25 protein-coding genes and 1 pseudogene are annotated in these 26,693 nt (G+C 70.5%); 7 read left to right on the top strand and 19 right to left on the bottom strand.

Annotation, left to right across the window (positions count from 1 at the left end):
- Nucleotides 1–104 precede the first annotated feature (104 nt).
- The 13 genes from J8M51_RS35130 to J8M51_RS35070 form a co-directional block, all read right to left on the bottom strand.
- On the bottom strand, nt 105–767 hold the full coding sequence (locus tag J8M51_RS35130) for an SDR family oxidoreductase (protein ID WP_086751215.1): 663 nt from the start codon (nt 765–767) through the stop codon (nt 105–107).
- 589 nt (nt 768–1,356) lie between these two features.
- Nucleotides 1,357–1,749, bottom strand: a complete 393-nt coding sequence (locus J8M51_RS35125) for a DUF2267 domain-containing protein (RefSeq protein ID WP_086751213.1) — start codon at nt 1,747–1,749, stop codon at nt 1,357–1,359.
- Nucleotides 1,750–1,770: 21 nt separating this feature from the next.
- Nucleotides 1,771–3,702, bottom strand: coding sequence for an MFS transporter (locus tag J8M51_RS35120; protein WP_086751211.1), 1,932 nt, complete (start codon nt 3,700–3,702; stop codon nt 1,771–1,773).
- Between the two features lie 475 nt (nt 3,703–4,177).
- Nucleotides 4,178–4,675 (bottom strand): Hsp20/alpha crystallin family protein, encoded by a 498-nt coding sequence (locus J8M51_RS35115; RefSeq protein ID WP_179202830.1) that lies wholly within the window; start codon nt 4,673–4,675, stop codon nt 4,178–4,180.
- Between the two features lie 47 nt (nt 4,676–4,722).
- On the bottom strand, nt 4,723–6,504 hold the full coding sequence (locus tag J8M51_RS35110; protein ID WP_086751205.1) for an FAD-dependent oxidoreductase: 1,782 nt from the start codon (nt 6,502–6,504) through the stop codon (nt 4,723–4,725).
- On the bottom strand, nt 6,504–6,767 hold the full coding sequence (locus J8M51_RS35105; RefSeq protein ID WP_086751203.1) for a UBP-type zinc finger domain-containing protein: 264 nt from the start codon (nt 6,765–6,767) through the stop codon (nt 6,504–6,506). The genes J8M51_RS35110 and J8M51_RS35105 overlap by 1 nt, the downstream gene beginning before the upstream one ends.
- 6 nt (nt 6,768–6,773) lie before the next feature.
- Complete coding sequence (gene trxA, locus J8M51_RS35100) at nt 6,774–7,232, bottom strand: thioredoxin (RefSeq protein WP_086751201.1); 459 nt, start codon at nt 7,230–7,232, stop codon at nt 6,774–6,776.
- Nucleotides 7,229–9,868, bottom strand: a complete 2,640-nt coding sequence (gene clpB / locus J8M51_RS35095; RefSeq protein WP_086751199.1) for an ATP-dependent chaperone ClpB — start codon at nt 9,866–9,868, stop codon at nt 7,229–7,231. The genes trxA and clpB overlap by 4 nt, the downstream gene beginning before the upstream one ends.
- Complete coding sequence (locus tag J8M51_RS35090; RefSeq protein ID WP_179202829.1) at nt 9,859–10,230, bottom strand: chaperone modulator CbpM; 372 nt, start codon at nt 10,228–10,230, stop codon at nt 9,859–9,861. The genes clpB and J8M51_RS35090 overlap by 10 nt, the downstream gene beginning before the upstream one ends.
- Nucleotides 10,230–11,159: a DnaJ C-terminal domain-containing protein gene (locus J8M51_RS35085; protein WP_086751196.1), complete on the bottom strand. Its 930-nt coding sequence runs from the start codon at nt 11,157–11,159 to the stop codon at nt 10,230–10,232. The genes J8M51_RS35090 and J8M51_RS35085 overlap by 1 nt, the downstream gene beginning before the upstream one ends.
- A 6-nt stretch (nt 11,160–11,165) precedes the next feature.
- Complete coding sequence (locus J8M51_RS35080; RefSeq protein ID WP_086751194.1) at nt 11,166–11,750, bottom strand: nucleotide exchange factor GrpE; 585 nt, start codon at nt 11,748–11,750, stop codon at nt 11,166–11,168.
- Between the two features lie 10 nt (nt 11,751–11,760).
- A complete protein-coding gene (dnaK, locus tag J8M51_RS35075) occupies nt 11,761–13,677 on the bottom strand; it encodes a molecular chaperone DnaK (RefSeq protein ID WP_086751191.1) in 1,917 nt (638 codons plus the stop codon).
- Nucleotides 13,678–13,743: 66 nt separating this feature from the next.
- Nucleotides 13,744–14,271, bottom strand: a complete 528-nt coding sequence (locus J8M51_RS35070) for a general stress protein (protein ID WP_179202828.1) — start codon at nt 14,269–14,271, stop codon at nt 13,744–13,746.
- 250 nt (nt 14,272–14,521) lie between these two features.
- Here J8M51_RS35070 and J8M51_RS35065 point away from each other — a divergent pair, with 250 nt between their 5' ends.
- A complete protein-coding gene (locus J8M51_RS35065) occupies nt 14,522–16,249 on the top strand; it encodes a PucR family transcriptional regulator (RefSeq protein WP_256963985.1) in 1,728 nt (575 codons plus the stop codon).
- 358 nt (nt 16,250–16,607) lie between these two features.
- Nucleotides 16,608–16,951 (top strand): annotated as a pseudogene (locus tag J8M51_RS35060) (transposase family protein); the annotation flags it as partial.
- A gap of 160 nt (nt 16,952–17,111) precedes the next feature.
- Here the strand turns inward: J8M51_RS35060 and J8M51_RS35055 are convergent.
- The 3 genes from J8M51_RS35055 to J8M51_RS35045 all read right to left on the bottom strand — a co-directional run bounded on the left by J8M51_RS35055 (nt 17,112) and on the right by J8M51_RS35045 (nt 18,963).
- A complete protein-coding gene (locus J8M51_RS35055) occupies nt 17,112–18,263 on the bottom strand; it encodes a tyrosine-type recombinase/integrase (protein WP_086751189.1) in 1,152 nt (383 codons plus the stop codon).
- Nucleotides 18,263–18,475: a helix-turn-helix domain-containing protein gene (locus J8M51_RS35050; RefSeq protein WP_086751187.1), complete on the bottom strand. Its 213-nt coding sequence runs from the start codon at nt 18,473–18,475 to the stop codon at nt 18,263–18,265. Before J8M51_RS35050 ends, J8M51_RS35055 begins: the two co-directional genes overlap by 1 nt.
- Before the next feature lie 230 nt (nt 18,476–18,705).
- On the bottom strand, nt 18,706–18,963 hold the full coding sequence (locus J8M51_RS35045) for a helix-turn-helix domain-containing protein (protein WP_267299758.1): 258 nt from the start codon (nt 18,961–18,963) through the stop codon (nt 18,706–18,708).
- Between the two features lie 493 nt (nt 18,964–19,456).
- Between J8M51_RS35045 and J8M51_RS35040 the strand changes: the two genes are divergently transcribed.
- From J8M51_RS35040 to J8M51_RS35020, 5 genes are all read left to right on the top strand, one after another.
- Nucleotides 19,457–20,281 carry a helix-turn-helix domain-containing protein gene (locus J8M51_RS35040; protein ID WP_086754679.1) on the top strand — a complete coding sequence of 275 codons (825 nt, stop codon included), beginning with the start codon at nt 19,457–19,459 and terminating at the stop codon, nt 20,279–20,281.
- A 7-nt stretch (nt 20,282–20,288) separates the two neighbouring features.
- Nucleotides 20,289–20,978, top strand: a complete 690-nt coding sequence (locus tag J8M51_RS35035) for a zinc finger domain-containing protein (RefSeq protein WP_086754680.1) — start codon at nt 20,289–20,291, stop codon at nt 20,976–20,978.
- An 821-nt stretch (nt 20,979–21,799) separates the two neighbouring features.
- Nucleotides 21,800–22,201, top strand: coding sequence for a plasmid mobilization protein (locus J8M51_RS35030; protein ID WP_179202993.1), 402 nt, complete (start codon nt 21,800–21,802; stop codon nt 22,199–22,201).
- A 4-nt stretch (nt 22,202–22,205) separates the two neighbouring features.
- Nucleotides 22,206–23,882, top strand: a complete 1,677-nt coding sequence (locus J8M51_RS35025) for a relaxase family protein (RefSeq protein ID WP_086754682.1) — start codon at nt 22,206–22,208, stop codon at nt 23,880–23,882.
- A gap of 50 nt (nt 23,883–23,932) precedes the next feature.
- Nucleotides 23,933–24,325: a hypothetical protein gene (locus J8M51_RS35020; RefSeq protein WP_086754683.1), complete on the top strand. Its 393-nt coding sequence runs from the start codon at nt 23,933–23,935 to the stop codon at nt 24,323–24,325.
- Nucleotides 24,326–24,507: 182 nt separating this feature from the next.
- On the opposite strand, the gene J8M51_RS35015 is transcribed toward J8M51_RS35020, so the two are convergent.
- The 3 genes from J8M51_RS35015 to J8M51_RS35005 form a co-directional block, all read right to left on the bottom strand.
- Nucleotides 24,508–25,257 (bottom strand): DUF317 domain-containing protein, encoded by a 750-nt coding sequence (locus J8M51_RS35015; protein WP_086754684.1) that lies wholly within the window; start codon nt 25,255–25,257, stop codon nt 24,508–24,510.
- A 41-nt stretch (nt 25,258–25,298) separates the two neighbouring features.
- Complete coding sequence (locus J8M51_RS35010) at nt 25,299–25,844, bottom strand: DUF6879 family protein (protein WP_086754685.1); 546 nt, start codon at nt 25,842–25,844, stop codon at nt 25,299–25,301.
- Between the two features lie 75 nt (nt 25,845–25,919).
- The gene (locus J8M51_RS35005; RefSeq protein WP_317853000.1) at nt 25,920–26,693 is read right to left on the bottom strand and encodes a WbqC family protein; all 774 of its coding nucleotides are present in this window, start codon (nt 26,691–26,693) and stop codon (nt 25,920–25,922) included.

The raw sequence follows: 26,693 nt of genomic DNA, 5'->3' as shown, positions 1-26,693 counted from the left end.
GTCCCTCAGCCTGCGGACCACCGAGTCGGCCTCGCTGCGCAGCGCCTTTCGAAGCGCCCGGGTGTGAGTCACGACCCGCACCCGGGCGAGGGCGGAGTGCGGCGTCAGCCGCCGGCCACGGCGCGCACCGCCTCCTCGACCGGGGTGGACCCGCTGATCAGCTCAAGGATGTGCCCGGCGGTCCTGGGCTCGTGGAACAGGGCCGCGAGCACCGCGGCCACGTCATCGCGCGGCACTTGGCCGCGGTCGGTGTGCTCAGCGAGCGTGACGCGTCCGCTACCGGGGTCGTCCGTCAGCATCCCCGGGCGCAGAATCGTCCAGTCCAGTCCCGGACGGGAGGCGATGTCGGCGTCCGCCTCGCCCTTGGCCTTCAGGTAGGCGGCGAACACCGGGTCGGTGCCGGGCGGCGGCGGGCTGTCCACACCCATCGAGGAGATCACCAGGAAGCGGCGCGTCCCGGCGCGCTCGGCCGCGTCGGCGAGGAGGACGGCCGCGTTCCGGTCCACCGTCCGCTTGCGGGCCGCGCCGCTGCCCGGTCCGGCGCCCGCGGCGAACAGTGCCGCGTCGGCGCCGCCGAGGTGGCCGGCCACCTCGTCCACCGAGGCGTGCTCCAGATCGCACACCACCGGTTCCGCGCCGTCCGCGCGCAGGTCGTCGGCGTGGTCCGGATTGCGGATCAGCCCTGTGACGTTGTCGCCGCGCGCCGAGAGCAGCCGGGTCAGCCGGCGCGCGATCTTTCCGTGGCCACCCGCGATCACCATGTGCATGGGGCCATTCTTGCCACACGCGACCGCTCACACCGGTCAAGCGGGGCTGCCGCGGCAGGTCCGGTCCCGCGGTTGCCGTCAGTCGGCGTACGCGCGCACGGCGCTGGTGCGCGCGACCACCCGGCCACCAGGTCGCGCCCGCGGGGAGGGGCAGCGCCGCCGCCGGCTCGTGGAGCAGGCAGAGCGTGCGCCCGCGGCGGACTCGCTGCAGTTCGGTGGCCGATCGGTGGCCAAGGTGATGCGTCGCGCCTCACCGCCGCCGAGTTCCGTCGCGGGCCGGCCCAGCGGCCGTTGTTCTCACCGGCACGGCCGTGCTGCTGTTCGCCGCGTTCTTCCTCGTCGCCGGCGAAGGAGCTGGCCGAGGGCCACCCGACGGACGCCCGACCACGGCACTGACCGCGGCCGCAACACGTCGTATCCGGCCGCGCAGACCAAGAACTGACACCGACGCATCGTGCGGACCGCGGCTACGACCACGACAAGTGCCGCACGGCTCCGGCCTGGACACCTCCACCTCACACGGAGGCCTTCGCCATGGTCAAGCCCGCCCAGCGTTGACAACGCTCATGGTTAATACATCTGGGACCAGTCAGTCCGCGAGGTCGGCCTTGCCGAACAGGACCGCGTAACTGGAGGGGAGTTGGCTGATGATCTGGTTCAGTTCACCGCCGGTGACGGCGTCGGCGACGGTGGTCAGGACCGCGCTGGCGTCCCACTGCGCCGTCCGCGGCCGGGCATTGGTGCGCTCGGCGACCCGGCGGTAGAACTCTTCGATCCCAAAGCTCTGGGCCTGCTGCGGCGTGGCACGGTCCAGAACTTGTCGCAGCGGGCCGGGCAGCTGGGATGCGAGGTCCTTGACCTCTCCCGGGCTGATCCGTTGGGCCAGTACTTCCAGCACGGCGTTGGTGACGTCCGCGGCTTCGTCCTGGTCGTTGTATTCGCCTCGCTCGCGTACGCGGGCGAGGAATCCGTCGTACTTCATCGCTGCCTCCTTCTGTCCCGGTCACCGCTGGTCGTGGCGGTCGCGCGGTGGGCTGTCGGGCCGTGCGGGTCCGTCCGTCGGCGCGTAGCCGCCGTCCGCGAGGCCCTTGGCCCGGGACTCCCGCTCGGATTCACGCAGGGCACGGTGGAAGCGTCCGGGGCCCCAGGTACGGCCGCCCACGGCCTGTTCGAGTCGGTCGCGGCTCGTCGGGCCGGCTTCTTGGAGCGCGTGGGTGATCTGTTCGATCTCGTCGTCGAGGCGTTGTTCAGCCATGGCGGACGTACGGCTTGCCGTGCCCGCGGTACCGACCATCCCCGGCGAGTACAGGGTGCTGCCCGGTCCGGTTCCCGGGCGGTAACGGCGGGCTCCGGCGCGCTCCCGCTCCCGGCGGCGGGCGGTGCGGTCGGCCATCCGCAGCTCCCGCTCGTGCTCGGCCTGTCGGACGTGCGCGGGCCGGAGGCGGTCTCGTGCGTCCTGTGGGGCGGGCTCGTTGCGCCAGTCCGCCTCGGCTTCCTCAGCGGTGAGCGGGCGGGCGATGTTCTCCAGGGACTGTTGTTCGGCCCGGACACCGAAGAAGACCTCGGCCAGCCCGCCCAGCGCCATGGCTGCCGCTCCGACGAGGAAGCCGATGGCCACCAGGTCGGCATCGCCCGTGTGAATCAAGTGGCCGAACAGCAGGGGGCCGGTGATTCCGCCCACGGCCGTACCGATCGCGAAGAACAGCGAGATGGACAGGGCTCGGGTCTCCATGGGGAAGACCTCGCTCACCGTCAGGTAGGCCGAGCTCGCTCCCGCGGACGCCACGAAGAAGGTCAGCGAGACCAGTAGGAAGAACCACCATGCGGTGAGGGAGCCGTTGATCAGCAGGACGGCGAGGACGGCTGCCACGACCGCCGAGCCGAAGTAGGTGCCCGCGATCATCGGTTTTCTGCCGACGGTGTCGAACAGTCGGCCGAGAAGGAGTGGTCCGAGGAAGTTGGCGAACGCGAAGATGGCAAGGAAGTAGGGGATCGAGCCGGAGCCGATGTCGAAGAAGCCGTTCAGGATCGTGCCCAGGTCGAAGACGATCGCGTTGTACAGGAACGCCTGTCCGACGAAGAGCGCCAGACCGAGAATGGCGCGACGCCGGTACCGCCGCAGAGCCACGCCGGCGATCTCCCTGAACGGGATGACGTCGCGCTGTCGTACGGTGACCGCCTCGCCCGGTTCCGGCAGCTCGCGGCCGGTCTCTTGGCGCACCTCGGCCTCGATCCGGTCGACGATGCGTTCAGCCTCGTCCTCATGCCCGTGGATGAACAGCCAGCGCGGACTCTCCGGCACATGGCGGCGTACCAGCATGATGCCCAGGCCCAGAATGCCGCCCAGGCCGAAGGCCAGCCGCCAGCCGAGGTCGGCCGCCAGCAGACTCTCGTTGAGAAGCAGCACGGCGACCAGGCTGCCGAGCGCCGCACCGATCCAGTAGCTGCCGTTGATGGCCAGATCCACCTGCCCGCGGTTGCGGGCCGGAATCAGCTCGTCGATGGCCGAGTTGATCGCGGCATACTCTCCGCCGATGCCCATACCGGTGATGAAGCGGGCGAGGTAGAGGTACCAGGCGTCGTGGGCGAACGCGGTCGCGACGGTGGCGAGGATGTAGATGCCGAGCGTGAGCATGAACAGCTTCTTGCGCCCGTACCGGTCGGTCAGCCTCCCGAACAGGAGAGCGCCCGCACATGCGCCTGCCACGTAGATGGCGGCGGCAGTGCCTATGTCGGCGCTGGTCAGGTTGATGCCGCTGCCCGGCTCGGTCATACGGGCGGCAACCGCCCCGACGATCGTCACTTCGAGTCCGTCCAGAATCCAGACGGTTCCCAGACCGATGACGATCCGCCAGTGGAATCGGGACCACGGCAGCCGGTCGAGCCGGGCGGGGACCTTGGTCGTGACGACACCGAGTTCGGCGGTGCTGGTCATCCCATGCCTCCTCGTTCAGGGCCACGGGCTGTTGCCTTTGGAGGGACAGAACAGGCCGGTACGGACCGGTCCGCATAGGGTGGTCTTCTGTGCTGCGCTGCCACCTTCTGGGACACCGTTTTCGCTTTCTCCATGAGGGCGACACGATGCTCTGGCGCTGCGCGCGTGGGTGCGGAGCGGAGGGAAGCAAGCGATACCCGACCGCACAGGACGCCGCGCGTTACGCACGGGCATTCGACCGCGAGGACCAAGCGGACATGGGCCGGCGAGCACCGCTGGGTCTGCTCCCCCTTCGGCTGCTGCGTGCCTGGCGTCTGCGGCGCCGAAAGGAAGCCGGTGGGGAGCCGCGCGCCGGGTCGCCGCCGCCGTGAGGGGTTGTCATACGAGATGTCGTTCATGAGTCACCTCGGGGGTCGAAGCCTCGCCGGCCCGGCCGCGGTGCCGGATGGGTGCCCGGAACCGCGGCGTTCGCGTCTCAGGCCTTGTTCTCGGTGCCTTCACTCGTCTCGCTGATCTCGATGCGCCGGGGCTTCGCGACCTCGGCCTTGGGGACGGTGATGTTGAGCACCCCGTCCGACATCCGCGCATTGATCCTTTCGGTGTCGACCTCTCCGGGCAGCCGCAGCCGGTACTCGAAGGATCCGATACGGCGGGTGCTCCGGCGCAGGACGCCTTTGCTTTCCTTCTCCTTGATCTCTCCGGTGACCACCAGCTCCTGGCCGTTCGCGTCGACGTTGATGTCCTTGCTCTTGACGCCGGGGAGTTCGATCTCGATGTGGAAGGCGTCGTCGGACTCCGTGACATCCGCCAGGGGTGTCCACGCGACTGCGGGCGCCGTGCCTCCCACCGTGGATTCGATCAGTCCGCTCATCTCGCCGAGCAGCTGGTCGAACTCCGTCAGCGGATTGCGTGCCCAGCCAAGGGGCCTGTCCTGCATCGCGCCACCGCGGTGGCGCCGGACGGGCGTGGCCATCTCCATCGCCTCCTTCTCCTTCTCGTGATCTCGTCGCCCGCTGGGTGTCATGCGAGCCAAGCGGACTCCTTCGGACGGGTGTGCGGTGAGCTGTCGGTGCCGCCGGGCGCGGCCGTGTGGTTCAGGTAGCGGTGCACGAAGTGGATGCACATCGAGCCTTCGCCGACCGCGGAGGCCACGCGTTTCACCGAGCCGCTGCGGACGTCGCCGGCGGCGAAGACGCCGGGCAGGCTCGTTTCCAAGGTCAGGCAGTCGCGGCCCTGGCTCTGCCACAGCCCGGGGACGGAGCAGGCCTGCGCCTCCGCGCCGGTGAGCACGAAGCCGCGCGCGTCGAGGGCGAGCGCGCCGGACAGCCACTGGGTGTGGGGTTCGGCGCCGGTGAAGACGAACAGGGCCCGCAGCGCGAGCCGGCGGTGCTCGCCCGTACGGTGGTCGACCACGGTGACCGCCTCCAGCGCCTTGTCGCCGAGTGCCTCGGTCATCTCGGTGTGCAGCAGCACGCGGACCCGCGGGTGGCGCTCGATCTGATCGATCAGGTAGCGGGACATGTGCGCCGTGAGGCTCGGCCCACGGACGAGCAGATACACCTGCGGGGCGTACCCGGCCAGGAAGAGCACGGCCTGACCCGCGGAGTTGCCGCCGCCGACCACCCCCACCGGGTCGGTACGGCACTGCTGAGCCTCGTAGACGGTCGCCGAGTAGTGGACGCTCGTGCCCTCCAACGCCTCGATGCCGGGCACCTGGAGCCGGCGGTAGTGGGCGCCGGTGGCCAGGACGACGGTACGGGCGGTGATTTCGCTGCCGTCGGCGAACCCGACGGCGTAGTGCCCGTCGCGCTGTTCGAGCCGAGCCGCCTCCGCCGGGACGCTGATCCTGGCGCCGAACTTGTCGGCCTGGAGCACGGCGCGTTCGGTGAGTTCGGCGCCGGAGATCCCGGAGGGGAAACCGAGCAGATTCTCGATGCGGGACGACGTGGCGGCCTGGCCGCCGCTGGCCATGGCCTCGACCACGGTCGTGTCGAGGCCCTCCGAGGCGGCGTTCACCGCGGCGGCGAGGCCGGCGGGTCCGGAGCCGACGATCAGGAGATCGCCGTGATGGTTTCCGGCAGGCAGCGAGGGCAGGCCCATGAGCCGGGCCAGTTCCGCGTTGCTGGGGTTGCGCAACAGCGTGGTGTTCCGCCAGATGACGAGCGGTGTCTCCTCGGGGCCGACGCCGAAGCGGCGCAGCAGCTCCTCGGCCTCCTCGTCGGTCTCCAGGTCGATCCAGCGGTGCGGCAGCCGGTTGCGGGCGGCGAACTCGCGCAGCCGCCGGGTGTCGGGCGAATAGCGCGAGCCGATGATGCGGAAACCGGCGCCCTGCCCGACGAGCAGGGCACGGCGGCCCAGGCAGGCGCGCAGCACCACATCACCGAGGACGGAGTCGCGGGTCACCAGGTCACGCAGCTGGTCCATGGACAGGGCGAGGACCTCGCCGGGGGCCCTGACCAGGGCGGTGTAGAAGGCCACCTGCCCGTTCAGGAGGCCGAGTTCACCGATGAAGCGGCCGGGGCCGTGCACACGCAGCAGACGTTCGTCGGCCGTGCCGTAGCCCTCGACGATGGCGACCGAGCCGCTGAGGACGATGTAGAACGTCTCGCACCGCTCCCCCTCCCGGATCAGCACGTCACCGGCGTCGACCGCGCGCCGCCGGCCATGCCGCGCCAGGCGGGCCATCTGGTCGTCCGGCAGGCGGGGATAGGCGCCGTAGATGTCGGCGGTCTCGAAGGGAACGCTCCCCTCCGTCTCGTCCGGCACGGGCGCCGGGCTCGGCCGCGTCTCGTCGCGGGGCATCACACGAACGCCTCGTGGACGAAACACCACCGCCAGTCCTCGCCGGGCTGGAACGACCGCACGATCGGATGGCCGTCGGCGGCGGCGTGAAGGCGGGCGTGCCGGTTCGGCGAGGAATCGCAGCAGCCGACGTGGCCGCAGGTCAGGCAGAGCCTGAGGTGGACCCACGGGGAGCCGAGCAGCAGACACTCCTGACACCCTTCGGGGGTCAGTGGCTGGACCGGCCGGACGAGCGCGAGGTGGGGATCGGTTCGTACGGTCATGGCTGATCAACCTTTCCCGGCCGGTTCGTGGCCCGCGATCGACTGCTCCACCCACTGCCGCAGGGCAGGGGCAGGTGCGGCACCCGCCTGTCGGGCGATGGTCCGGCCCTTGTCGAGGACCAGCAGCGTCGGTACCGCCTGGACCTCGAACCGCTGCGCCAGGCGAGGGTTCTTGTCGATGTCGACCTTGACCAGCTTGATCTTCCCCGCGAGATCGGCGGCGACCTTCTCCAGCGCGGGGCTCACCATGCGGCAGGGGCCGCACCAGGTGGCCCACAGGTCCACGACGACGGGCACGGTGGCCTGCTCGACCACCTTGGCGAAGTCGTCGTCGCCCGCGTCGGCCGTCCACGGCAGAGGCTGCTTGCAGTTGCCGCACCTGGGGTGGCCCTCTGCGGCCACGGGTACCCGGTTGGTGCGCCCGCAGTGCGGGCAGGTGACGTTGGTGGCCTGCACGGTACTCATGCCGCCCTCGCCCCCTTCACGTCCTCGGGCTGGTCGTAGGTGACCGCCAGCTCTCCGTGCTGGGCGTCGACGCGCACCGTCGCGCCGTCCTGGACGTCGCCGCGCAGCAGGGCGCGCCCGACCAGCGTCTCGACCTCGTGCGAGATGTAGCGCCGCAGCGGCCGGGCCCCGTACACCGGGTCGTAGCCCTGGTGGGCGATCAACTCCCGTGCGGCGTCGGTGAGTTCGACGGCGATGCGGCGTTCGGCGAGGCGGCGGCGCAGTTCGTCGAACTGCAGCTCCACGATCCGCTCGATCTGGCGCTCGCCGAGGGGCTTGAACAGCACGATGTCGTCGACGCGGTTGAGGAACTCCGGGCGGAAGTGCCCGCGCAGTTCGCCCATCACCAGGGCGCGTGCGTCCGGCTTGATCTCACCCTCGGCGGTGGCGCCGTCGAGAAGGTGCTCGGAGCCGATGTTGGACGTCATGATGATCACGGTGTTGCGGAAGTCGACCGTACGGCCCTGAGCATCGGTGATGCGTCCGTCGTCGAGGACCTGCAGCAGGGTGTTGAAGACATCGGTGTGCGCCTTCTCGACCTCGTCGAACAGCACGACCGAGTACGGCTTGCGGCGTACCGCCTCCGTGAGCTGGCCGCCTTCCTCGTAGCCGACGTATCCGGGCGGCGCGCCCACGAGCCGGCTGACGGTGTGCCGCTCCTGGTACTCGCTCATGTCGAGGCGGACCATGTTCTCCTCGGAGTCGAACAGGGCCCGGGCGAGGGTCTTGGCCAGCTCGGTCTTCCCGACGCCGGTGGGGCCGAGGAAGATGAACGAGCCGATGGGGCGGCGGGGGTCGCGGATGCCGGAGCGGGCGCGGATGATGGCGTCGGCCACCAGCTTGACGGCCTCGTCCTGGCCGATGACCCGCTCGCGCAGGATGTCGTCCAGGCGCAGCAGCTTCTCGCGTTCGCCCTCCTGGAGGCGGGAGACGGGGACGCCGGTCCAGGCGGCGACGATCTCGGCGATCTCCTCCTCGGTGACGACCTCGCGCAGCAGCCGGTTCTGCCCTTGTTTGGAGGCCAGTTGTTCCTCCTCCGCGGTGAGTCGGTGCTCAAGGTCCTGGAGGCGGCCGTAGCGGAGTTCGGCGGCGCGGTTGAGGTCGTAGGCGCGTTCGGCCTCCTCCGCCTCGTGACGGACCTGCTCCAGTTCCTGGCGCAGTTCCTGCACGCGGCGGATCGCCTGCCGTTCGGCCTCCCACTGGGCGCGTTTGGCGTCGGCCTCGCCGCGCAGGTCTGCCAGTTCCCTGCGCAGTTCCTCCAGGCGGGCTTTGCTGGCGGGGTCGGTCTCCTTGGACAGGGCCGCCTCCTCGATCTCCAGGCGGGTCACCCGGCGGGTGAGCTCGTCGAGTTCGGCGGGCATCGAGTCGATCTCGGTACGCAGCCGGGCGCATGCCTCGTCGACAAGGTCGATGGCCTTGTCGGGCAGGAAACGGTCGGTGATGTAGCGGTGGCTGAGGGTGGCCGCGGCGACCAGTGAGGTGTCCTGGATCTTCACGCCGTGGAAGATTTCCAGGCGCTCGCGCAGCCCGCGCAGGATGGAGATGGTGTCCTCCACGCTCGGCTCCTCGACCAGGACCTGCTGGAAGCGGCGTTCGAGGGCGGCGTCCTTCTCGATGTGCTTGCGGTACTCGTCCAGGGTGGTCGCGCCGATCATGTGCAACTCGCCGCGGGCCAGCATGGGCTTGAGCATGTTGCCCGCGTCCATGGCCCCTTCGGCGGCGCCCGCGCCGACGACCGTGTGCAACTCGTCGACGAAGAGCAGGATCCGCCCCTCGGCGGCCTTGACCTCGCTCAGCACGGCCTTGAGGCGCTCCTCGAACTCGCCGCGGTACTTGGCGCCCGCCACGAGCGAGCCCATGTCGAGGGCGAACACCGTCCGGTCGCGCAGTCCTTCGGGCACGTCACCGCGCACGACGCGCTGGGCCAGACCCTCCACGATGGCGGTCTTGCCGACGCCGGGGTCGCCGATCAGGACGGGGTTGTTCTTGCTCTTGCGGCTGAGGATCTGGGTGACGCGGCGGATCTCGGCGTCCCGTCCGATGACGGGGTCGAGCCGCCCGGCCCTGGCCTCGGCGACCAGGTCACGGCCGTACTTCTCCAGAGCCTCGTAGGCCACCTCGGGGTTGGCGGAGGTCACGCGCTGATTGCCGCGGACCTGGGTGAGCGCGCCGAGGAAGGAGTCCCGGGTCACGCCCCGCTCCTTCAGCAGGCGTCCGACGGCGGTCGCCGAGCCCTCCTCGGCCAGCGCCAGCAGCAGGTGTTCCACGGACACGTACTCGTCCTTGAGGCGTTTGGCCTCCCGCTCCGCCGCGTCCAGCAGCCGGGCCAGGCGCTGGGTGACGAAGACCTGACCCGGCGCCGCGCCCGGGCCGGTCACCTTGGGCCGACGGGAGAGCTCCTCGCGTACGGCCGCGCGCAACTCCTCCGGGTCGGTGCCCGACTGCTGCAGCAGCCGCGGGATCAGTCCCTCCTCCTGGTCGAGGAGGGCGAGCAGCAGATGTTCGCCGTCGACCTCGGTGTGGCCCAGGCGGCCGGCGGCGCTCTGGGCCTCCTGGAGGGCTTCCTGTGACTTCTGGGTCAGGCGGTTCATGTCCATGGTGGTAGATCACTCCTCATGCCTGCACGCCGCAGCGCGGCTTCGAGCAAACTGATGCGGTCGAGCAGGTCGAGCACCAGACCGAGGGACGCGTAGTTCAGGCACAGCCCGGTGCGCAACCGCTGAACGCGGGCCAGGGCGGCCGGGGCCGTGGGGGCGAACACCAGCCGTCCGGAGGCGTCAGGACCGGCGTCCACCAGTCCGAGGGCGACGAACCGACGGATCAGGTCGGGATGGAGGCCTGAGCGGCGGGCCACGGTCTCCAGGGAGAGCCTGGGCACGGGCACGATCGCGTAGTAGTGCACGCCCGCCTCGTGCGTGTGTGCCTGGGACGGGCGGGCCTCGGGCGGTCGGTCGGTCATCACGTCCTCCTGGGGTCGAACGAGGAGACGGCGGCAAGTTCCTCCATCAGCTCGCGCTCCCGGTCGCCCAGCCGGGGCGGCACCATGATCCGAAGCTCCGCGTACAGGTCTCCGTTCTCGCCGCGAGGGCTCGGCATGCCCTCGCCGCGCAGCCGCAGGCGCCGTCCGCTGGAGGACCCGGCGGGCACGGTCACCTTCGCCGTGGCACCGCTCGGGGTGCGCACCGGCACGGTCGCGCCCAGCGCGGCCTCCCACGGGGCGACGGGAAGCTTCACGTGGACGTCCCGGCCGTCGAGGCGGAACTCGGGGTGCGGCTGGATCCGCACCCTCAGGTACAGGTCCCCGGCGGGAGCGTCGTCGCCGCTGCCGCGCCCGCCTTCCCCGGCCAGCCTGATGCGCTGCCCGTCGGTGGCGCCGGGAGGCACGTCGACCTGGTAGCGCCGCTGCCCGGCCGGGCCGGCGAGGGTGACCGTACGGCGGCCGCCCCGATAGGCCTCCTCGACGGTGAGCGGCAGTTCGGCCTCCTGGTCGGCGCCGGGCACGCGCATCCGGCCGGCGCCGCCGAACAGCGAGCCGAACAGATCCTCGACATCGACCCCCTCGCCGCCGAAGCCCGCCGTGGAGTACCGCACCCTTGGACCGCCGCCGGTGGTCCCCCGGAAGCCGCTGCCGGCGCCGGCGGCGACCCGCTCCTCCCAGTCCTCCGGGATCTTCCGGAAGTCCCCGCCGAAGCGGTCGTACCGGGCTCGCTGCTCCGGATCGGACAGGACACTGAAGGCCTCATTGACCTCCTTGAACCGTTCCTCCGCCTGGGGGTCCTTGTTGACGTCGGGGTGGTATGTGCGGGCAAGGGTGCGGTAGGCCCGCTGGATCTCGTCCCGGTCGGCGGTGCGCGGAACGCCGAGCACCTCGTAGAAGTCGCGTGCCATGGACGGTCACTCCCGCTTGGCGACGGTCACGGCGGCAGGTCGCAGCTGCCGCTCGGCCTCTCCGTAACCGGGTCGCAGCACCTGGACCACGGTGTTCGGATCGGCGTCGGGATCCTGGACCACGCCGACCACCTCGTGCCGGGCCGGGTCGAACGGCACGCCGCTCTCCGCGTGGCGCGGGTAGCCCAGCCGCTCCAGGACGTTCACGGCCTGGTCACGCACGGCCCGGACACCTTCGACAATCGCGTCGGGGTCGGCGGTCGCGTGGCTCAGGGCGAGTTCCAGGTTGTCGATGACGGGCAGGAAGGCCGCTGCCGTACGGGCGCGTTCGGACGCGGCCACCCGCTCCAGCTCCCTGGCATGGCGTTTGCGCTGGTTGTCGAGGTCAGCCAGGGCGCGTCGCCAGCGGTCCTCGGCCTCTCGCAGCGTGGCCGCGTGTGCGTCGTCAGGTGCGGCGGTTCCGGTGGCGGCGTCGGGTTCGGGCTCGGCCTCTCCGGTCCGCGGTCCAGGCTGCGTCAGGTCTCCGCGCGGCGGCTGTACGGCGCCTTGCGGCGGCGGGTCGGGCTCTCGGTCCCGGGGTGGGATGGGCATGGCGGGCACCTCAGCCCTTGTCGAACTCGGCGTCGATCACATCGTCGTCGCCCCCGGCGCCGTCCGGCGTGGCCCCTCCGGGGCCGGATCCGTCCGGTGAGCCGGTGTCCGCGGAACTGGCCGCGGCGGCTCCCGCCTGGTGGGCCGAGAGGCCCGCGAAGACCTGCTGGAGCTCGGATGCCAACGGTCGGACCTTGTCCACGCCGGCCTCGTTCTTGACCGCATCGCGGGCCTCCGCCACCAGCATCTCGGCGCGGGCCTTCTCGTGCGCGGGCGCGGCGTCGCCCAGCTCGCCGAGGCGCTTTTCGACCTGGTAGGCGATGGCGTCCAGTTCGTTGCGGGCGTCGACCGCCTCGCGCAGGGCCTGGTCCTGTCCGCGATTGCTCTCGGCCTCCTGGACCATCCGCTCGACTTCACTGCTGTCGAGGTTGGAGCTCTCGCTGATGGTGATGCTCTGTTCCTTTCCGGTGTCCTTGTCCCGCGCGGTGACGTTGAGGATGCCGTTGGCGTCGACGTCGAAGATGACCTCGATCTGCGGCTCGCCGCGCGGCGCGGGGCGGATGTCGGTGAGCTGGAAGCGGCCCAGGACCCGGTTGTCGGCAGCCAGCTCACGCTCGCCCTGCAGGACGACGACGTCGACGGCGGGCTGGTTGTCCTCGGCGGTGGAGAAGGTCTCGGTGCGGCGCACCGGGATGGTGGTGTTCCGCTCGATGATCTTCGTCATCACGCCGCCGCGTGTCTCCACGCCCAGCGACAGGGGGGTGACGTCGAGCAGCAGGACATCCTTGACCTCGCCCTTGAGGACCCCGGCCTGGATCGCGGCGCCCTTCGCCACGACCTCGTCGGGGTTGACGCTCATGTTGGGGTCCTTGCCCCCGGTCAGCCTGCGCACCAGGCTCTGGACGGCGGGGATGCGGGTGGAGCCGCCGACGAGGATGACCTCGTCGATGTCGTTGTCACTGACCTTGGCGTCGTCCATGGCCTGCCGCACCGGGCCGAGGCAGCGCTCCACCAGGTCGCCGGTGATCTGTTCGAACGTGGATCGCATGATCGTCGTGGTCAGATGTTTGGGCCCGGAGGCGTCGGCCGTGATGAACGGCAGGCTGACCTGCGTCTGGGTCACCGAGCTGAGCTCGGTCTTCGCCTTCTCGGCGGCCTCGAACAGGCGTTGCAGGGCCTGGGGGTCCTGGCGCAGGTCGATGCCGTTCTCCTTCTGGAAGCCGTCGGCGAGCTGGTCGACCAGCCGGCGGTCGAAGTCGTCGCCGCCCAGATGGCTGTCGCCGGCCGTGGACCGTACCTCCACCACGCCGTCGCCTACGTCGAGGATGCTGACGTCGAAGGTGCCGCCGCCCAGGTCGAAGACGAGCACCGTCTCGTGCTGCTTCTTGTCCATGCCGTAGGCGAGGGCGGCCGCGGTCGGTTCGTTGATGATCCGCAGCACTTCCAGGCCGGCGATCCGTCCGGCGTCCTTGGTGGCGGTGCGCTGGGCGTCGTTGAAGTAGGCGGGCACCGTGATGACCGCCTCCGTGACCTTCTCGCCCAGCTGCTTGGAGGCGTCGTCGGCGAGCTTGCGCAGCACCTGCGCGCTGATCTCCTCGGGAGCGTAGAGCTTGTCGCGCACCTTGAAGCGGGCGGCGCCGCCGTCTCCCTCGACCACGTCGTACGCGACGGCCTTGGCCTCTTCGGAGATCTCGTCGAAGTGCCGGCCGATGAACCGCTTGGCCGAGTAGATGGTGCCCTTGGGGTTGAGGATCGCCTGGCGGCGGGCCAACTGGCCCACCAGGCGCTCGCCGGTGTCGGTGAAGGCCACCACGGACGGTGTAGTGCGGTTGCCCTCGCTGTTGGGAACGACCGCCGGCTCGCCGCCCTCCCAGACGGCGATCACCGAGTTCGTGGTGCCCAGGTCGATGCCTACTGCCTTGGCCATGAGGAACTCCTTTCGCGACAGGCGGCCCCGTTGGCCTCGGAGTCGCGCCCGGTCTTCCGCACTCGCTCAGGTGACGGCGGGACCGCTCCGCGGGCGCCTGCTCTTCCCGGCCCCGCTGCTTGTGCCGGTGCCGGTCCCGCTGGGCAGCTCGGCAAGCAGCCGCACCGCCTCCTCCGCGACCGCGTCGTCGGCGACGACGTCGTATCGGCTGGGCTGCATGAAGCTCACCGAGGCGAAGTCCCGGCGGCCACGCTGGGCCGCGTGCACCAGCAGGCCGAGCAGAGCGCCGACGAGTGCTCCGAAGATCAGCCCGTACAAGGCGAGGAGCAGTCCCGACACGACCGGGTCCAGCCAGTTCAGCAGCCCGAAGATCCACCCGATCAGTGCGCCGGGCAGGGCACCGCTCGCCGCACCCTGGAGGGCGGCCCCGCTGAGCCCCATGCGGCCGGTCACCTGCTCGACCAGGCGCACATCCTGTCCGACGATGGCCACCGTCTCGACGGGAAAACCCCGATCGGACAGGTGATCGACGGCGCGTTCCGCCTCCTGGTAGGTCGTGTACGAGGCGATGGTCCTGCGGGCACGCTCATTCATCAGCCACTCCTTCCCGCCACGGCCAAGCGCGCCGGGCGATCCCTGACAAGCCCAGAGTTGCAGGAGAGCAGCGCGCTCCGCCTGCACCCGACAGGTCAGAAATCGCCGCGCCCGGTCGGTCCACGAGAACGAGGCTCAAATTCGCACAAGTCGGTTTTCCTTGCCTAGGCTGGGTGCTCAGGACACGCCCAGGCGTGGCTCCCACGACTCGCTCGATCGCCTCCGGTGATCAGAGGAGAACGGAGTGACCATGGCCTCCCATCCATCACGGAGGCTCTTCCCGCACGTCTCCGGCCAGAAGGTGACCCGCCACCCGGGCGAAACCACCGGCACCGGACGGCACGACCCCCGTCCGCTCGCGGCGCTGGACCCGCACGGGCTGCTGATGCTCTCCCACACCCTGTTCACCTGCGCGGAGCAGAGTGAGATCGTGCGGTTGGCCATGCGGCACGTCAGTGCCCTCGGTCCCTACCACGCCGAGGCCGGCTACCTCGCGACGAACGACGGTTTGTCCCGTGTCCCCGGCCACGACGCGGGAGCACCCACGGTTGACGACACGGGGATGAGGGAGCTGGGCGACGCCGACGGCTCCGTATCCCTTCCGGAGCGGTCCTGGAACTGGGCGTTCGGCCTGCGCGAGTCCGGCGTTCTGCTCGGCTACATCGTGGTCTCCTCCCGGTCCGAGCCCGATGAGCATGGGGACTTCCTCCTCGCGACCCTCGTGAGGCTCACATCGGCGGCCCTGTCACTGACAGTCATGAGCCGCCTCCGCACCGAACGGGACGCCGCACTGCGGCAGTTGGACACAGTGCGCTCCGAGCTGCACCTGCAGAAGACCGTGCACGAGACCCTCGCCCGCGTCGCTGCCCGCGGCGGCGGCGAGGACGCCATCACCCAAGCGCTGTACGAGCTCACCGGGCTGTCGGCGCTCATCGAGGACCGGTTCGGCAACCTGAGGTCCTGGGCCGGTCCCGACCGGCCCGACCCCTATCCGGTGCGGTCCTCGACCTCCCAGGAAGAGATGCTGAGCCAGGTCGCGCGGGAGGCGGGACCGGTCAGAGTCAAGGACCGGCTGATCGCCCTGGCCCGGCCACGCGGCGACGTCCTCGGCGTACTCGCCATCGAGGACCCCGAGGCGACGGCCGACGAGCAGACCATGATCGCCCTGGATCACGCCCAGCAGTCGCTTGCCCAGGAGCTCGTGCATATGCGCGAACTCACCGAGGTCGAACTGCGGCTGCGCCGCCGGCTGATCGACGACCTGTTGGAGGGCACTGACGAGACGAGTGCCTACGCCCGGGCCGAAGCCGTCGGCCACGACCTGCAACGCACTCACTACGTGGTCGTGGTGCGCTGGCCGGGCAACCCCACGAACAGCTCCTTCACCCGTGCCGTCGAGCAGGCGACGGCCACCATGGCGACCCGTCCGCTGATCACCCGTCGCGGCGACCGGATGGTCCTGCTGACCGAAGCGAGGCCCGACGACGATGCCGTCCACGCGGCGCTGGCCCATGAGCTGGGGACGCCCGACGGAGCGATCGGGGTGAGCACCCGCTGTGACTCCCCGGACGGCATTCCCCGCTGTTATCAGGAGGCACTGCGGGCCCTGGACGTGCGGCAGAACTCCCGCCAGCGCAGCGGGACGACGTTCTTCGACGACCTCGGGCTGTACCGGATCCTGGGGCCCGGAAACGATCTCCGGGAGCTCAACGGCTTCGTGCGAGAGTGGCTCGGCCGGCTGATCGACTACGACGCGGGGCACGACACGGAATTGGTGGAGACGCTCTCGCGCTACTTCGACTGCGGAGGCAACTACGACGATACGGCCGCCGCGCTGACCGTCCACCGCAGCACCTTGCGCTACCGCCTGCAGCGCATCCGTGAGATCAGCGACCGCGACCTGGCGGATGTGGACACCCGGCTCAATCTGCAGGTGGCCACGCGCGTCTGGAAGATCATCCTGGGCGGGCGGCGCTGACCGCGGGCGCCCGGGGTCAGCGTGCGGGTCAGCCGGCATTCGAACAGGTCGCCTGTGAGTCAAAGTGGAAGTTGCGGCCTGATCGCCTGCCACCCAACCCCTTCGAGCTGCGGAAACTGCCCTGAGGTGTGCTGGTGCCGCCCCACGGGACGCATCAGCACCGACGTGGGTAGGCCAGGCCTGCGCTCACACGTCGGGCCTCACCCTTTTCTCACGGCCTCTCCGCATGTCGACACCGGAAGGCGGACGATCTGGCCACCGACCCCACCGGGCCTGGGCAACGGCCCTCGCAACGCAGCCCCCGCCGCCACCGAAACCACATCACCGCCCGCCGCCATGCGGATGCTCGCCGACGGTGCTGCTGTGGATCTCGCCCGCGCTGTCGGGCCGCACCCATGACCTGACCGCGGCCCGCGGCCACCGGATCAGCCAGATCTGCGAGCCACAGGGAGTCCCCATCCTGGCCGACCGTTCCTACCAGGGCGCTGGCCCCTGGGTCACGACCGGCCTCAAACGACCACCCGGAGGCGAACTCACCCCCACACAGCACACCGTCAACCGCGCCCTCGCCGGCGCCGAGGTCCCGTCGAACGCGGCATGGCACGGCTGAAGTCCTGGCAGATCTACCGCAGGGCCCGCATCAGCCCCAACCGCATGACCGTCATCACCAAGGCCGTCCTCACCCTGGAGAGGCAACGCTGAAAAGGCTCACCGAGTGAACAGCTCGGCTACGGTGGCCCCGGCGGTCGCAGCGCCTCGAAACCGCGGCGGTGACGTAGCAGCCGACAGCGACGGCACGATGGCGGACCGGGACGCCGCGCTTGCCGACCCACTCACGGATCGCCTGCAGGATGCCGACGGTCTACGCCTCGCGTGCTTGCTGCCGCGCCGCACTCGACTCGCGCAACTGCTGGCGCACCTCCACGTCGATACCGTGGGCCAACTTTCGCTGGTGCTTCGCCGTCGAGTGCTGATAGATCAGCTGGGCACGCTCCGACGACTGGCCGGCGCGGACCATGAGGTCCTTCAGCTTGGCACCAGTGTCGGCGGCCAACGTGTTGCCGGTGTGGCGGAGGTCGTAGAAGCGGAAGTTCTCCGGCATGCCGACCTTGGTCCTCGCCTTGCGCCACTTGCGACCGAAGGTCGAGCGGCGGAAGGGAGCGCCCTTCTCGCCGACGAAGAGGAGGCCGTCGCGCTCCTTCTCGGCGAACCACTGAAGGTGGCGACGCAACTCCGGGAGCATGAAGTCGGGCAGGTACACGGTGCGTTTGCCCGCCCGGGTCTTGGGGTCGCCGGTGACACGCCTGCCGTTGGTCAGCTCGGGGGAGGCGAGCGTGATCCGCAGGGAGCATTCGTCGAGATCGACACTGCGACGGCGCAGTTCGGCCAGTTCCTCCGGGCGGAGGGAGGCGAAGGCGCCGAGCAGGACCATGAGGCGCCAGCGCGGACCCATGGCGTCGGCGAGGTCGAAGACCTGCTCGATGGTCGCGGTGGGACGCTCGTCCGCCTCCTCCTTGCCTGCCCCCTTGATCCGGCACGGGTTGGTGCGCAGGAGTTCGTCGTCGACCGCCGTCTGCAGGATCGCCTTCAGGAGGCGGTACGACTTGGCGACGGTGGTGGCGCCGGTCGCCTTGAGGCGTTCGGCGCGCCACGTGCGGACCGAGGGCGAGGTGACCTCGTCCAGGTTCCTGCCCCCGAAGGCCGGCAGGATGTGGAGGCGGAGGAGGCCGTCATAGCGGTCGAGGGTGGTAGGAGCCAGGCCCCGTTCCTCCATCCAACGGACTGCGTACTTCTCGAAGTTCACGGCTCCGGCGTCGGGGTCGCGCCAGTGGTCGCGCTCGATGTCGGCGCGGGTGAGGTTGAGCCACTCCTGCGCGTCGGTCTTGGTGTCGAACGTCTCCGGCGCGGTGTATCGCCGGCTGTCGGGGCCGACGTAGCGGGCCTGCCAGCGGCCGGACGACAGCTTCCGCGTCGTTCCGAACTCGCGCCGCCGCTGTGGCTTGCGCCCTGCCATCAAGCCGCCTTCCCGTAGCGGACGCGGACGCGGCGGACCGGCTCGACGGTGCGCGCCTCGACGTACTCGGTGATCGCGCTCTCGGGGATGCGGACCGGGCGGCCGAGTTTGACATAGCGGATGCGGCGTTCGGCGATGAGGCGGCGGACGAAGCGCTCGCCCGTGCCGAGCAGTTCGCCGGCCTCGGCGACGGTCAGGAGGCGGTCAGGCATCGGCGTTCACCTCCGGCTCGGTGCGCTGGGAGTGGTCGAGGCCAGGGGGTATTGCGAGGTGGTGCAAGGGCGGTGGGTCCTTTGCTCTGCGGCGTCCGGGCGTCCGGGCGTCCGGGCGTCGGGGCGTCGGGGCGTCGGGGCGTCGGGGCGTCGGGGCGTCGGGGCGTCGGGGCGTCGGGGCGTCGGGGCGTCGGGGCAGCAACGATCCGGTTCGGTCCGAGGTGGGCGGCCTAGTAGGACCGGCTCCCTGTGAGGAGAGCCAGCGGCGAGACGCGGAGGGCCTGGGCCAGGGCGACGAGGTCGTCGATGTCGCATCGGCGTTGGGCGCGTTCGATGCGGGACAGCATCGTGTTGGACATCGGGCGGCCGAGGGCGGTGACGCGAGCGGCCAGCTCACGTTGGGCGAGACCGCGTTCGGTGCGGAGGATTTCGATGGTGCGGGCGGTCCTTATTCCGGCCGGACCGATTTCCAGGGATCGTGCTGCCATGGCTCCATTGGTAACTCGCATTCGCCGGTTTGGTTAACCGGCGATCGTCGGCTATGTTTCGCCCGGCCGCACGACGGGAGGGGCCGTCGCACGTAGATCCGGGGCATCGGGCGAGGGGCGACTGGGGTCGCCGGACAGGTGCTTTGACGTGGGGTGTTGTGTTGTAGCTTGCGCCCCGACGGAGGTCAACGGCTTCCCGATGTGATCCTTCTGGCTCGCCCTCATGGGCAACCGATTTCGGCAACGGCCATTCTGGGATTACCATTTTCGGAATGCCTCGGAGTGAGCGTTCGCCGTCAGCTGTCTGATTTCTCGGCGGAATGCTGGACTTCTGCGGCGTCGATGTGGCTGTCTTGGCCAGGCGAAGCCACCAGCCTTCCTCCCGGCAGTCCCTCGGCCCTCCGGGGCGAGGCCGCGTCGCCCCCTCCCCACCGCGCACGGCCTGACACGGGCCCGCGCCCCCTGCCCGCCCCGACCTAGGAGCCGCCGCCCCATGAGCTACGACGCCCGCGAGTGGGTGTGGGACCACAGCCGAAGCAAGGGCACCGCCCGCATGGTGCTCGCGTTGATCGCCGACCGCTGCCTCGACGGACGCTGCATCGCGTACGCATCCGTGCCCACCCTCATGAAGCGGGCGAACGCCTCCCGTACCGCCGTACGTGACGCCCTGGCCAAGTTGGTCGCCGACGGCGAGCTGGTCCAGCTCGCCGATCGGAAAGGGCCACGCGGAGAGACGTACTACCACCTCCCGCGCGCCGCTCGGTTCCTCGCCGAACAGAGCGTCGAGGGGGACCGGAATCCGGCCCGCGAGGGGTCGGAATCCGACCCTGTCGGCCCCGCCACGCGGGGGCCGGAACCCGACCCCGGGGAGCGGAATCCGACCCCGGGAGGGTACGGAATCCGACCCGGCGGGGGCACGGAATCCGACCCCCAGAACGGTAGAGAACCGAAGGTGAACGGTAAGAGCAGCAGCTCTGCTCAGCACGTCACCGCCGACCAGTGGCAGATCGACGACAGCGCTCGGGCCTGGCTCCAGCAGCACGGCCACCTCGACCGCCTCGGCGAGCCGGCCCTGCAGACCGCCCACGAGAAGTGGAGAACCTACCGGGCGACCTACCCGCCCCGTACCGCAGCCGCCTGGGCCGCCGACTGGCGCGCCTGGATCACCCGCGAGCGCGCCCCCGCTCCAGGCCGCCCGAACCTCTACGCGGTGCCCGGCGGCACATCCGATGCCGCCCCCACCGCCGGCATGACGCGCTCCGAGGCGCACATGGCCGCCCTCCTCGCCGCCCTCGACGAACCGACCGGATCGGAGTAACCCGCCCTTGGACCGACGCGAAGTAGCCGCCGTCCTGGCCTACATCGGCCGCCTCGACCCCCGCACCATCCGCAGCGGCACGGACGAAGCCCGTGACCAGATCGCCCAGTGGCAGGAACTGCTCGGCGACGTGCCGTTCGCCACCGACCACGGCTGGGACGTCCGCGAGGCGGTACGGAATCACGTCCTGGACTCGCCGTACCCGATCCTCCCCGTGGACGTCGCCCGCACATGGCGGGCCCACCGACGTGCCCGCCTCGACCGGCACACCGACCCCACGCCGGCTGCCGACCCGGACGATCCGGTCGCCTGGCGAGCCGAGTTGCTCCACGCGCGGCGCGCGGTCGCCGTCGGGGCCGCCGCCCCTTCGACGCACCGGCAGATCACCAGCAGTGGCTCTCGCCGCGACATCGAGGGACGTCTGCGTGAGATCGGGTCGTGTATCCCGCCGACAGTGCGCGCTGAGTTGGCCCGCTACCGGCCGACCCGCGCCGCGCGCGAGGCCGCCGTCGCCGAGGGTGTCCCCGACACACTGAGCGTCCGGTGCGAGTGGTGCTACGCGCCTGTGGGCGCACCATGCCGTCAACGACGGGCGAGTCCCGAAGGCGCTGCGAGAGGAAATGCCGTACGTGCGACTCCGCATCCGTCGCGCATTGATCTCGCCACTGCCCGACTCGATCGCCGGCGGGTCGCGTGACGGAGCCTGGTCCGGCTCCCCATCACGGCTGCACGGTCCTGCCACCGCCCGGTCCCGGGGACCGGGGTGCTGGAAATCAGGGACCGAGGATCGGGGACCGACGGTCCCCGCGATCACGCCTTCTCTTCGTGGGGACCGTCCCGGGCGGGACCGTCGTGAATGTACTGCGTGGGGACCGTGTCCCGGGGACCGCGACGACGGCCCGCCGGGGACCGAGAGGGGACCGATGCTCCTCGGAAGCTGCAGCTCAGAGGGCTGATGGCCGGTCCCCGGATCCACCCGGGCGACGGGGACCGGTTCGCACCGGTTCGCACCGTCGGGGACGGGGACCGTGCGTCCTAGCGGGACGGTCCCCCTGACGACGTGTCACGGGGACCGGTCCCCGAGGAGCATCGCGTCCACGGTCCCCAGCCGCACGGGGACCGTGCGGCACGGCATTTCGGGACCGGTCCCCGCCGCGTCCGTTCATCCGAAGCTCGCGCCCGCCAGCTCCACCTCAACAGCCCACCCGGATCTCGTCCCGCGACAGTCGAGCCGTCGCAGCTGTCGCCCGCAGCCATCGTCGACCGGCCCCTCCACAGCTCGACCGCCCGACACGAACACGCAACGGAGATATACACGTGCACGACGAACACCATGAACGCCACGCCACCCACCAGGAGGCGAGGACAACGCCGGCCTCAGCCGGAGCAAGTTGTCCGGTAAGGAGTCCTTACCGGGCCCCCGCCCCGGGGGAGGCGGAGGCATCCGGCGCAGGGGCGCCGGAGTCGGTCGGCCCGGGGGAGCCGACCGGGACAGGGGGTAGCGACTCGTCGTCGAACGTGCCGCAGCACTCCGCACCGCGTCGCCGCCTGCGTGACAAGCAACTGCGCAAGCGCCGCATCCATCCCCGCTACAACGACGACGAGATCGCCCTCGTGCAGTACGCCGCTGCCCTCAGCCGCATGAACCCCGGCGGTTACGTGGCCGAATGCGCGCTCGCCGCCGCCCGCGCCGACGATCCCACCGCCGCCGTCGCCGACTACCGTGCTCTGGTGAAGGCGCTGATGGCCGCCAACGGGCAGCTCGGCAAAGTCGGCAGCAATCTCAACCAGCTCACCCGGCACCTCAACATGGACGGCGCCCTGCCCCACCCCCACACCGTCCAACGGCTCCTGGACCGCGTCGAGGCGTCCATCACCGAGTTGGACACCGCCGTCGCCCGCATCACAGACGGGCGGTGAGCCATTGATCCCGAAGATCATCCTCGGCAAGGGGCCACAGGCCACGCGCCGCACCATCGGCTACCTCTTCGGCAAGGGCCGGGCCAACGAGCACATCGACCCACACCTGGTGGCCTCCTGGAACGACTTCGCCCCCGACCCCGGCCGCAGCCCGCACCGCGACCCCAAGGAAGTGGAGGCCCAGCTCGCCGCACAGCTCGACCAGCCCGTGAAGATGCTGGGCGACAAAGCACCCAAATACACGGTGTGGCACTGCCCCATCCGCGCCGCGCCTGAAGACCCGATCCTCACCGACGCCCAGTGGGCGGACATCGCCCGCCGGATCGTGGCCGCCGCCGGCATCGCCCCCGACGGGGACGAGGAAGCCTGCCGCTGGGTGGCCGTCCGCCACGCCGACGACCACATCCACATCGCCGCCACCCTCGTACGCCAGGACGGCCGCCGCCCCCGGCGGGACCACGACATCCGCGCCGTGCAGAGGGAAGCCCGCCAGATCGAAGTCGACTACGGGCTCAGGCGATTGAAGCCGGGCGACGGCACCGCCGCCAGGCGCCCCACCAGCAAGGAGCACTTCAAGGCCAAGCGCCTGGGCCAGGACGCCACCTCCCGCGAGATCCTGCGCCTGCGCGTCCGCCGCGCGATGGGCGCCGCCTCCACCGAGGCCGAGTTCTTCGCCCTGCTGGAGGCGACCGGGGTGACCGTGCGCCTCAAACTCGGCCCGTCCGGCGACACGCTCGGCTGCACCTTCGCCCTCCCCGGCGACACCAACGACAAGGGCGAGCCCGTGTTCTACGCGGGGTCCACCCTCGCCGGCGACCTCTCCCTGCCCAAGATCCGCCAACGCCTCGTCGCCACCGGCCCCGAACCGGTGGCTGTCCGTCCGGGCAGCCCCTGGCACCAGGCCACCGCTGCCACCGAACGCATCCCCCACCACCTGGCCCTCAGCGACGACGCGGTGGCCCAGGGCCAGCTGGCCGCGCTCGGCGGAGCACTCGACCTGCTCCCGCTCACCGCCCCCGCCGCGGCGAGGGCAGAACTCGAACGAGCCGCCGTCGCCTTCGAGCGCGCCACCCGCTCCCGCATCGCCGCCGACCACGCCAGCGCCCGCGTCCTGCGCCGCAGCGTCCAAGCAATCTGGAAGGACCCCGCACCTCGTGGCGACGGTGCCGGGCTGGCGATGCTGCTGGACGTCGCGCTCACCGCGGTCGTCTACGCGATGCACTGGCACCGCACCCGAGAGCACGCCCAGCAGCAGGCGGCAGCCGAGCAGACCCTCATCCACCTGCGGGCCGCGTACGCGCAGGTCACCGGACCGGTCCTGGCCGGCCTCGCCAGCCGGGCACCCAGCACGCAGACCAAACGCCGCTACGCCCACCACCTCCGAGAGGCGGTCCCCGAGCAGGCCGAGCGCATCCTGGCCGACCCGGCCTGGGACGCCCTGGCCACCGTGCTCGCCGAGGCGGAAGCGGCCGGGCACAACGCGACCGCGCTCCTCGACCGGGCCCTCAACCAGCGCACGCTGGACGACGCCCACAGCCCCGCCCGAGCACTGACCTGGCGCATCCGCCGCCTCGGCGAACGCCACGCGCCCGGCTCACGCGCCCAAGCAGCCAAGATGCACCACACCGCCAAGCACCCCACCGCTCCGCACCCGCAGGAGCCTCAAGCGCGACGACGCTGATCACGCTCACAAGCACAACCGATCTCACGACACCACCCAAGGAACCGTCCATGCCCCACTCCTCCGTTCGCCCCGAAGTCGTCGTCCTCATCACCGATGTGGACTTCGACCGGCGCGACGACCCGACGCGTCCGTACCACCGCGATGGACGTCCGTTCACCGCAGCCGAGCGCGCCCTGCTGGTCTCCTGCACCCCGGCAGAGAGAGCCGCCGCCAAGGCACAGATGCGGCTCGAAGCCGACTGGCAGCGTGAACTAGACGCGATGCAGGACGCCTTCGTCGAGCTGCTCATGAAGTACTTCGCCAAGCTCCCCAAGGACTCTGTGGTCAGCGACGCCGTCGCCATCATGACCGACGAGGACCACGCGGAGTACGAACGCCTAGTCAAGATCGTCACCGCGGAAGACACCCTCGAACACCGCGCCCTGCACGGAGAGAACTGACCGGACACACGCCAACGGCGGCCCACCCAGTGGGCCGCCGTTGTGGCAGGACTGAAACGACCGCCAAGAGGCCGCGCCCGGCACAGCGGAGCGGATGCCGGGGCCTTCTCGCCGTCCAGCTGCACCGAGACGGTCGTCAAGCAACGAGCCGCACACCAGCGGCTCCAAGGGGACAGGGGTCGTCAGCTGCGGCGGACGACGGTAAGCCGGCCCTCGGCGCTCTCGGGCACGGTGCGGCGGGGCACCGGGACCGGAGAGGCGAGCGAGGACGCGAACTCGGCGACCAGATCGTGAGGGACGCTGGCGCTGAAGGTCGCACACCACAGATACGGGGCGCCGAGCACAGGTTCCGCCCACGCCTGCCAGCCCGCCAGGTCGGTGCGCGGATCGGCATCCTCGATGAGCGGGGGCAGCACCTCCAGGGACACATGGGAGGCGAAGCCGGGGTCGGTGGCGGTGGTGGCGGGCCGGTCCACGTCGCGGAACCAGCCGCGTGCGTCGAGCCCGTCGAGGACCGTCTCGGGACCGTCGAAGCCGACGTCGGGCGCCTCGCGCGCGTCGAATGCCACGAGGAGGTCCGCCAGTGCCTCGTACGGGACGCCGGTGGTGAAGTACGCGTTCCACTCCGCCATCACCGAAGCCGGATGGGAGCGGGCGCTCAGCTGCCAGGCCACGGGCAAACCGCCCAGTTCGAACGGGTAGGCGGCGAGAATCCACTCTGCGCCGCGCAGCCCGTCCGGGCTCACATACAGAAGGGTGTGGCGGGAGGTGGGCCACAAGCGCCAGCCGAGGCCGAGCAGGGTGTCGCCGATCCGTTCGGCGAGTACGTCGTCGTCACCGGCCAGGTGACGCGGGGTGACCCAGTACACCGGGTCCGGCGAGTCGGGGCGGAAGGGTTCGCTGGGGTGGTCCGGGTGCAGGGGCGCCTCCATGGGCTCGGGTCAGGTGGTGGACGGTCGTCAGTTCTGCAGACTCAGGCCGGTTCGTTTCGGTGTCGGGGCTCGTACGCGGCGTGTGGGATGGCGGCGGTCCAGAACAGGTCACGTATGCGGACGCACTCGGCCACGATGTCCATGTCCTTGATGATCTCCGACCCCAGCACGCGGCCCTCCGAGTCGAAGTGGCCCACGGCGAGGAGACGGTCGTCGTACAGCCACCAGTCGTTGCCGTCGACCGGGAGCGTCAGGCCGTCCGTCACCTGATGGCGCGGCAGCCACCGGATGTCCTCCCCTGCCTTCTGGTTGAGGTGGGTCAACGAGTGCTCCCAGCCGATGTACGGGGAGTGCGGCTCCGTGATGACGCGGACGCGTCGCACGGTCTTTCCTTCGCTGGTGACTCGCTTCATGAGCCCCGTCCAGGGCCCGAGCCATGCGTAGTCGTCAGGCTCGCCTCTCTGCCAGCGGGCGTACGGGGTGTCCTCGATGGGGGACCCGTAGTCGTCTCTCAACTCCAAGTGAAAGGCGTCGCGTTCGAAGCTGGTGAACAGCTCGTCGCGCTGGGCTGAGGTGATCAGGTCCACTGTTCCCCCTCGATCTTCGGAAGGTCGTCTACGTTGACATGCCGTGCCGCGGCACACCAGGGGCTTCGGGCTGTTTCACGTCTGCCTCCGGCGAACTCCAAGGAGATGCGCTTCTCGTTCGCCTTCCAACGCGGCTGTCAAGGCCGTCGGCCCGATCTCGCTCACCGCCCATAGGCTGCTGATGCGTCGGGCGCAGTGCCAGAGCCGGTCGTCCGGGTTCTCGGGTGTCCGGAACGGCACGACGGTGATGCCGTGGGCGGCGAAGGGCTGCGGGTCGAGGTAGCGCAGGCCGCCTGTGCCGCACAGGTAGCTGGTGCTGCCGGTGACCGTGGCGAGATCCGCGAGGCGCTCGGAACGGCCCCGGCGGGTGGGGATGGAGCTGCTTTTCAGCACTTCACCGCTCCAGCCGAGTGCGGTGAGCAGGGCGAGCGTCGACGTGCTCGCGAGGTCTGCCACGCGGTTCGTGTCCTCGAAGCGGTCGAGGACCGCTTCGAGGGCTTCGCTCACCGCCAGCCAGTGGCGGCTACGGCCGTAGAACTGGCGGATGAGGAGACCGACCGTGCGCCGGGAGCGGTGGGGATCGGCCAGCAGTGCCTGATTGACCGGAGTCGGGCGCCCATGGGGCAGGTGTGTGGGGAGGGTGAGCCATTGCTGCCGATCGGGGTCGTCCGTCGAAGCGAGCCGGGCACGGTGCTGGTAGTCGCGTCGCGCGAACTGGACGTCGTCGAGGACGATCCACCGGTCGGCGGCGTACAGCTTGGCCAGCGTGGACAGGCGCGGGAAGAGGTTCGGCTGGTGGATCGCGCACACGCCACCCGTCGCCGCGCGCTCTGCCACCGCGTCTGCCAC

Origin of the sequence: Streptomyces griseiscabiei, assembly GCF_020010925.1 — a bacterium.
Taxonomy (GTDB): Bacteria; Actinomycetota; Actinomycetes; order Streptomycetales; family Streptomycetaceae; genus Streptomyces; species Streptomyces griseiscabiei.
Note: the sequence above shows the minus strand (reverse complement) of the source record. Positions and strands in the feature narration are given on the sequence as shown.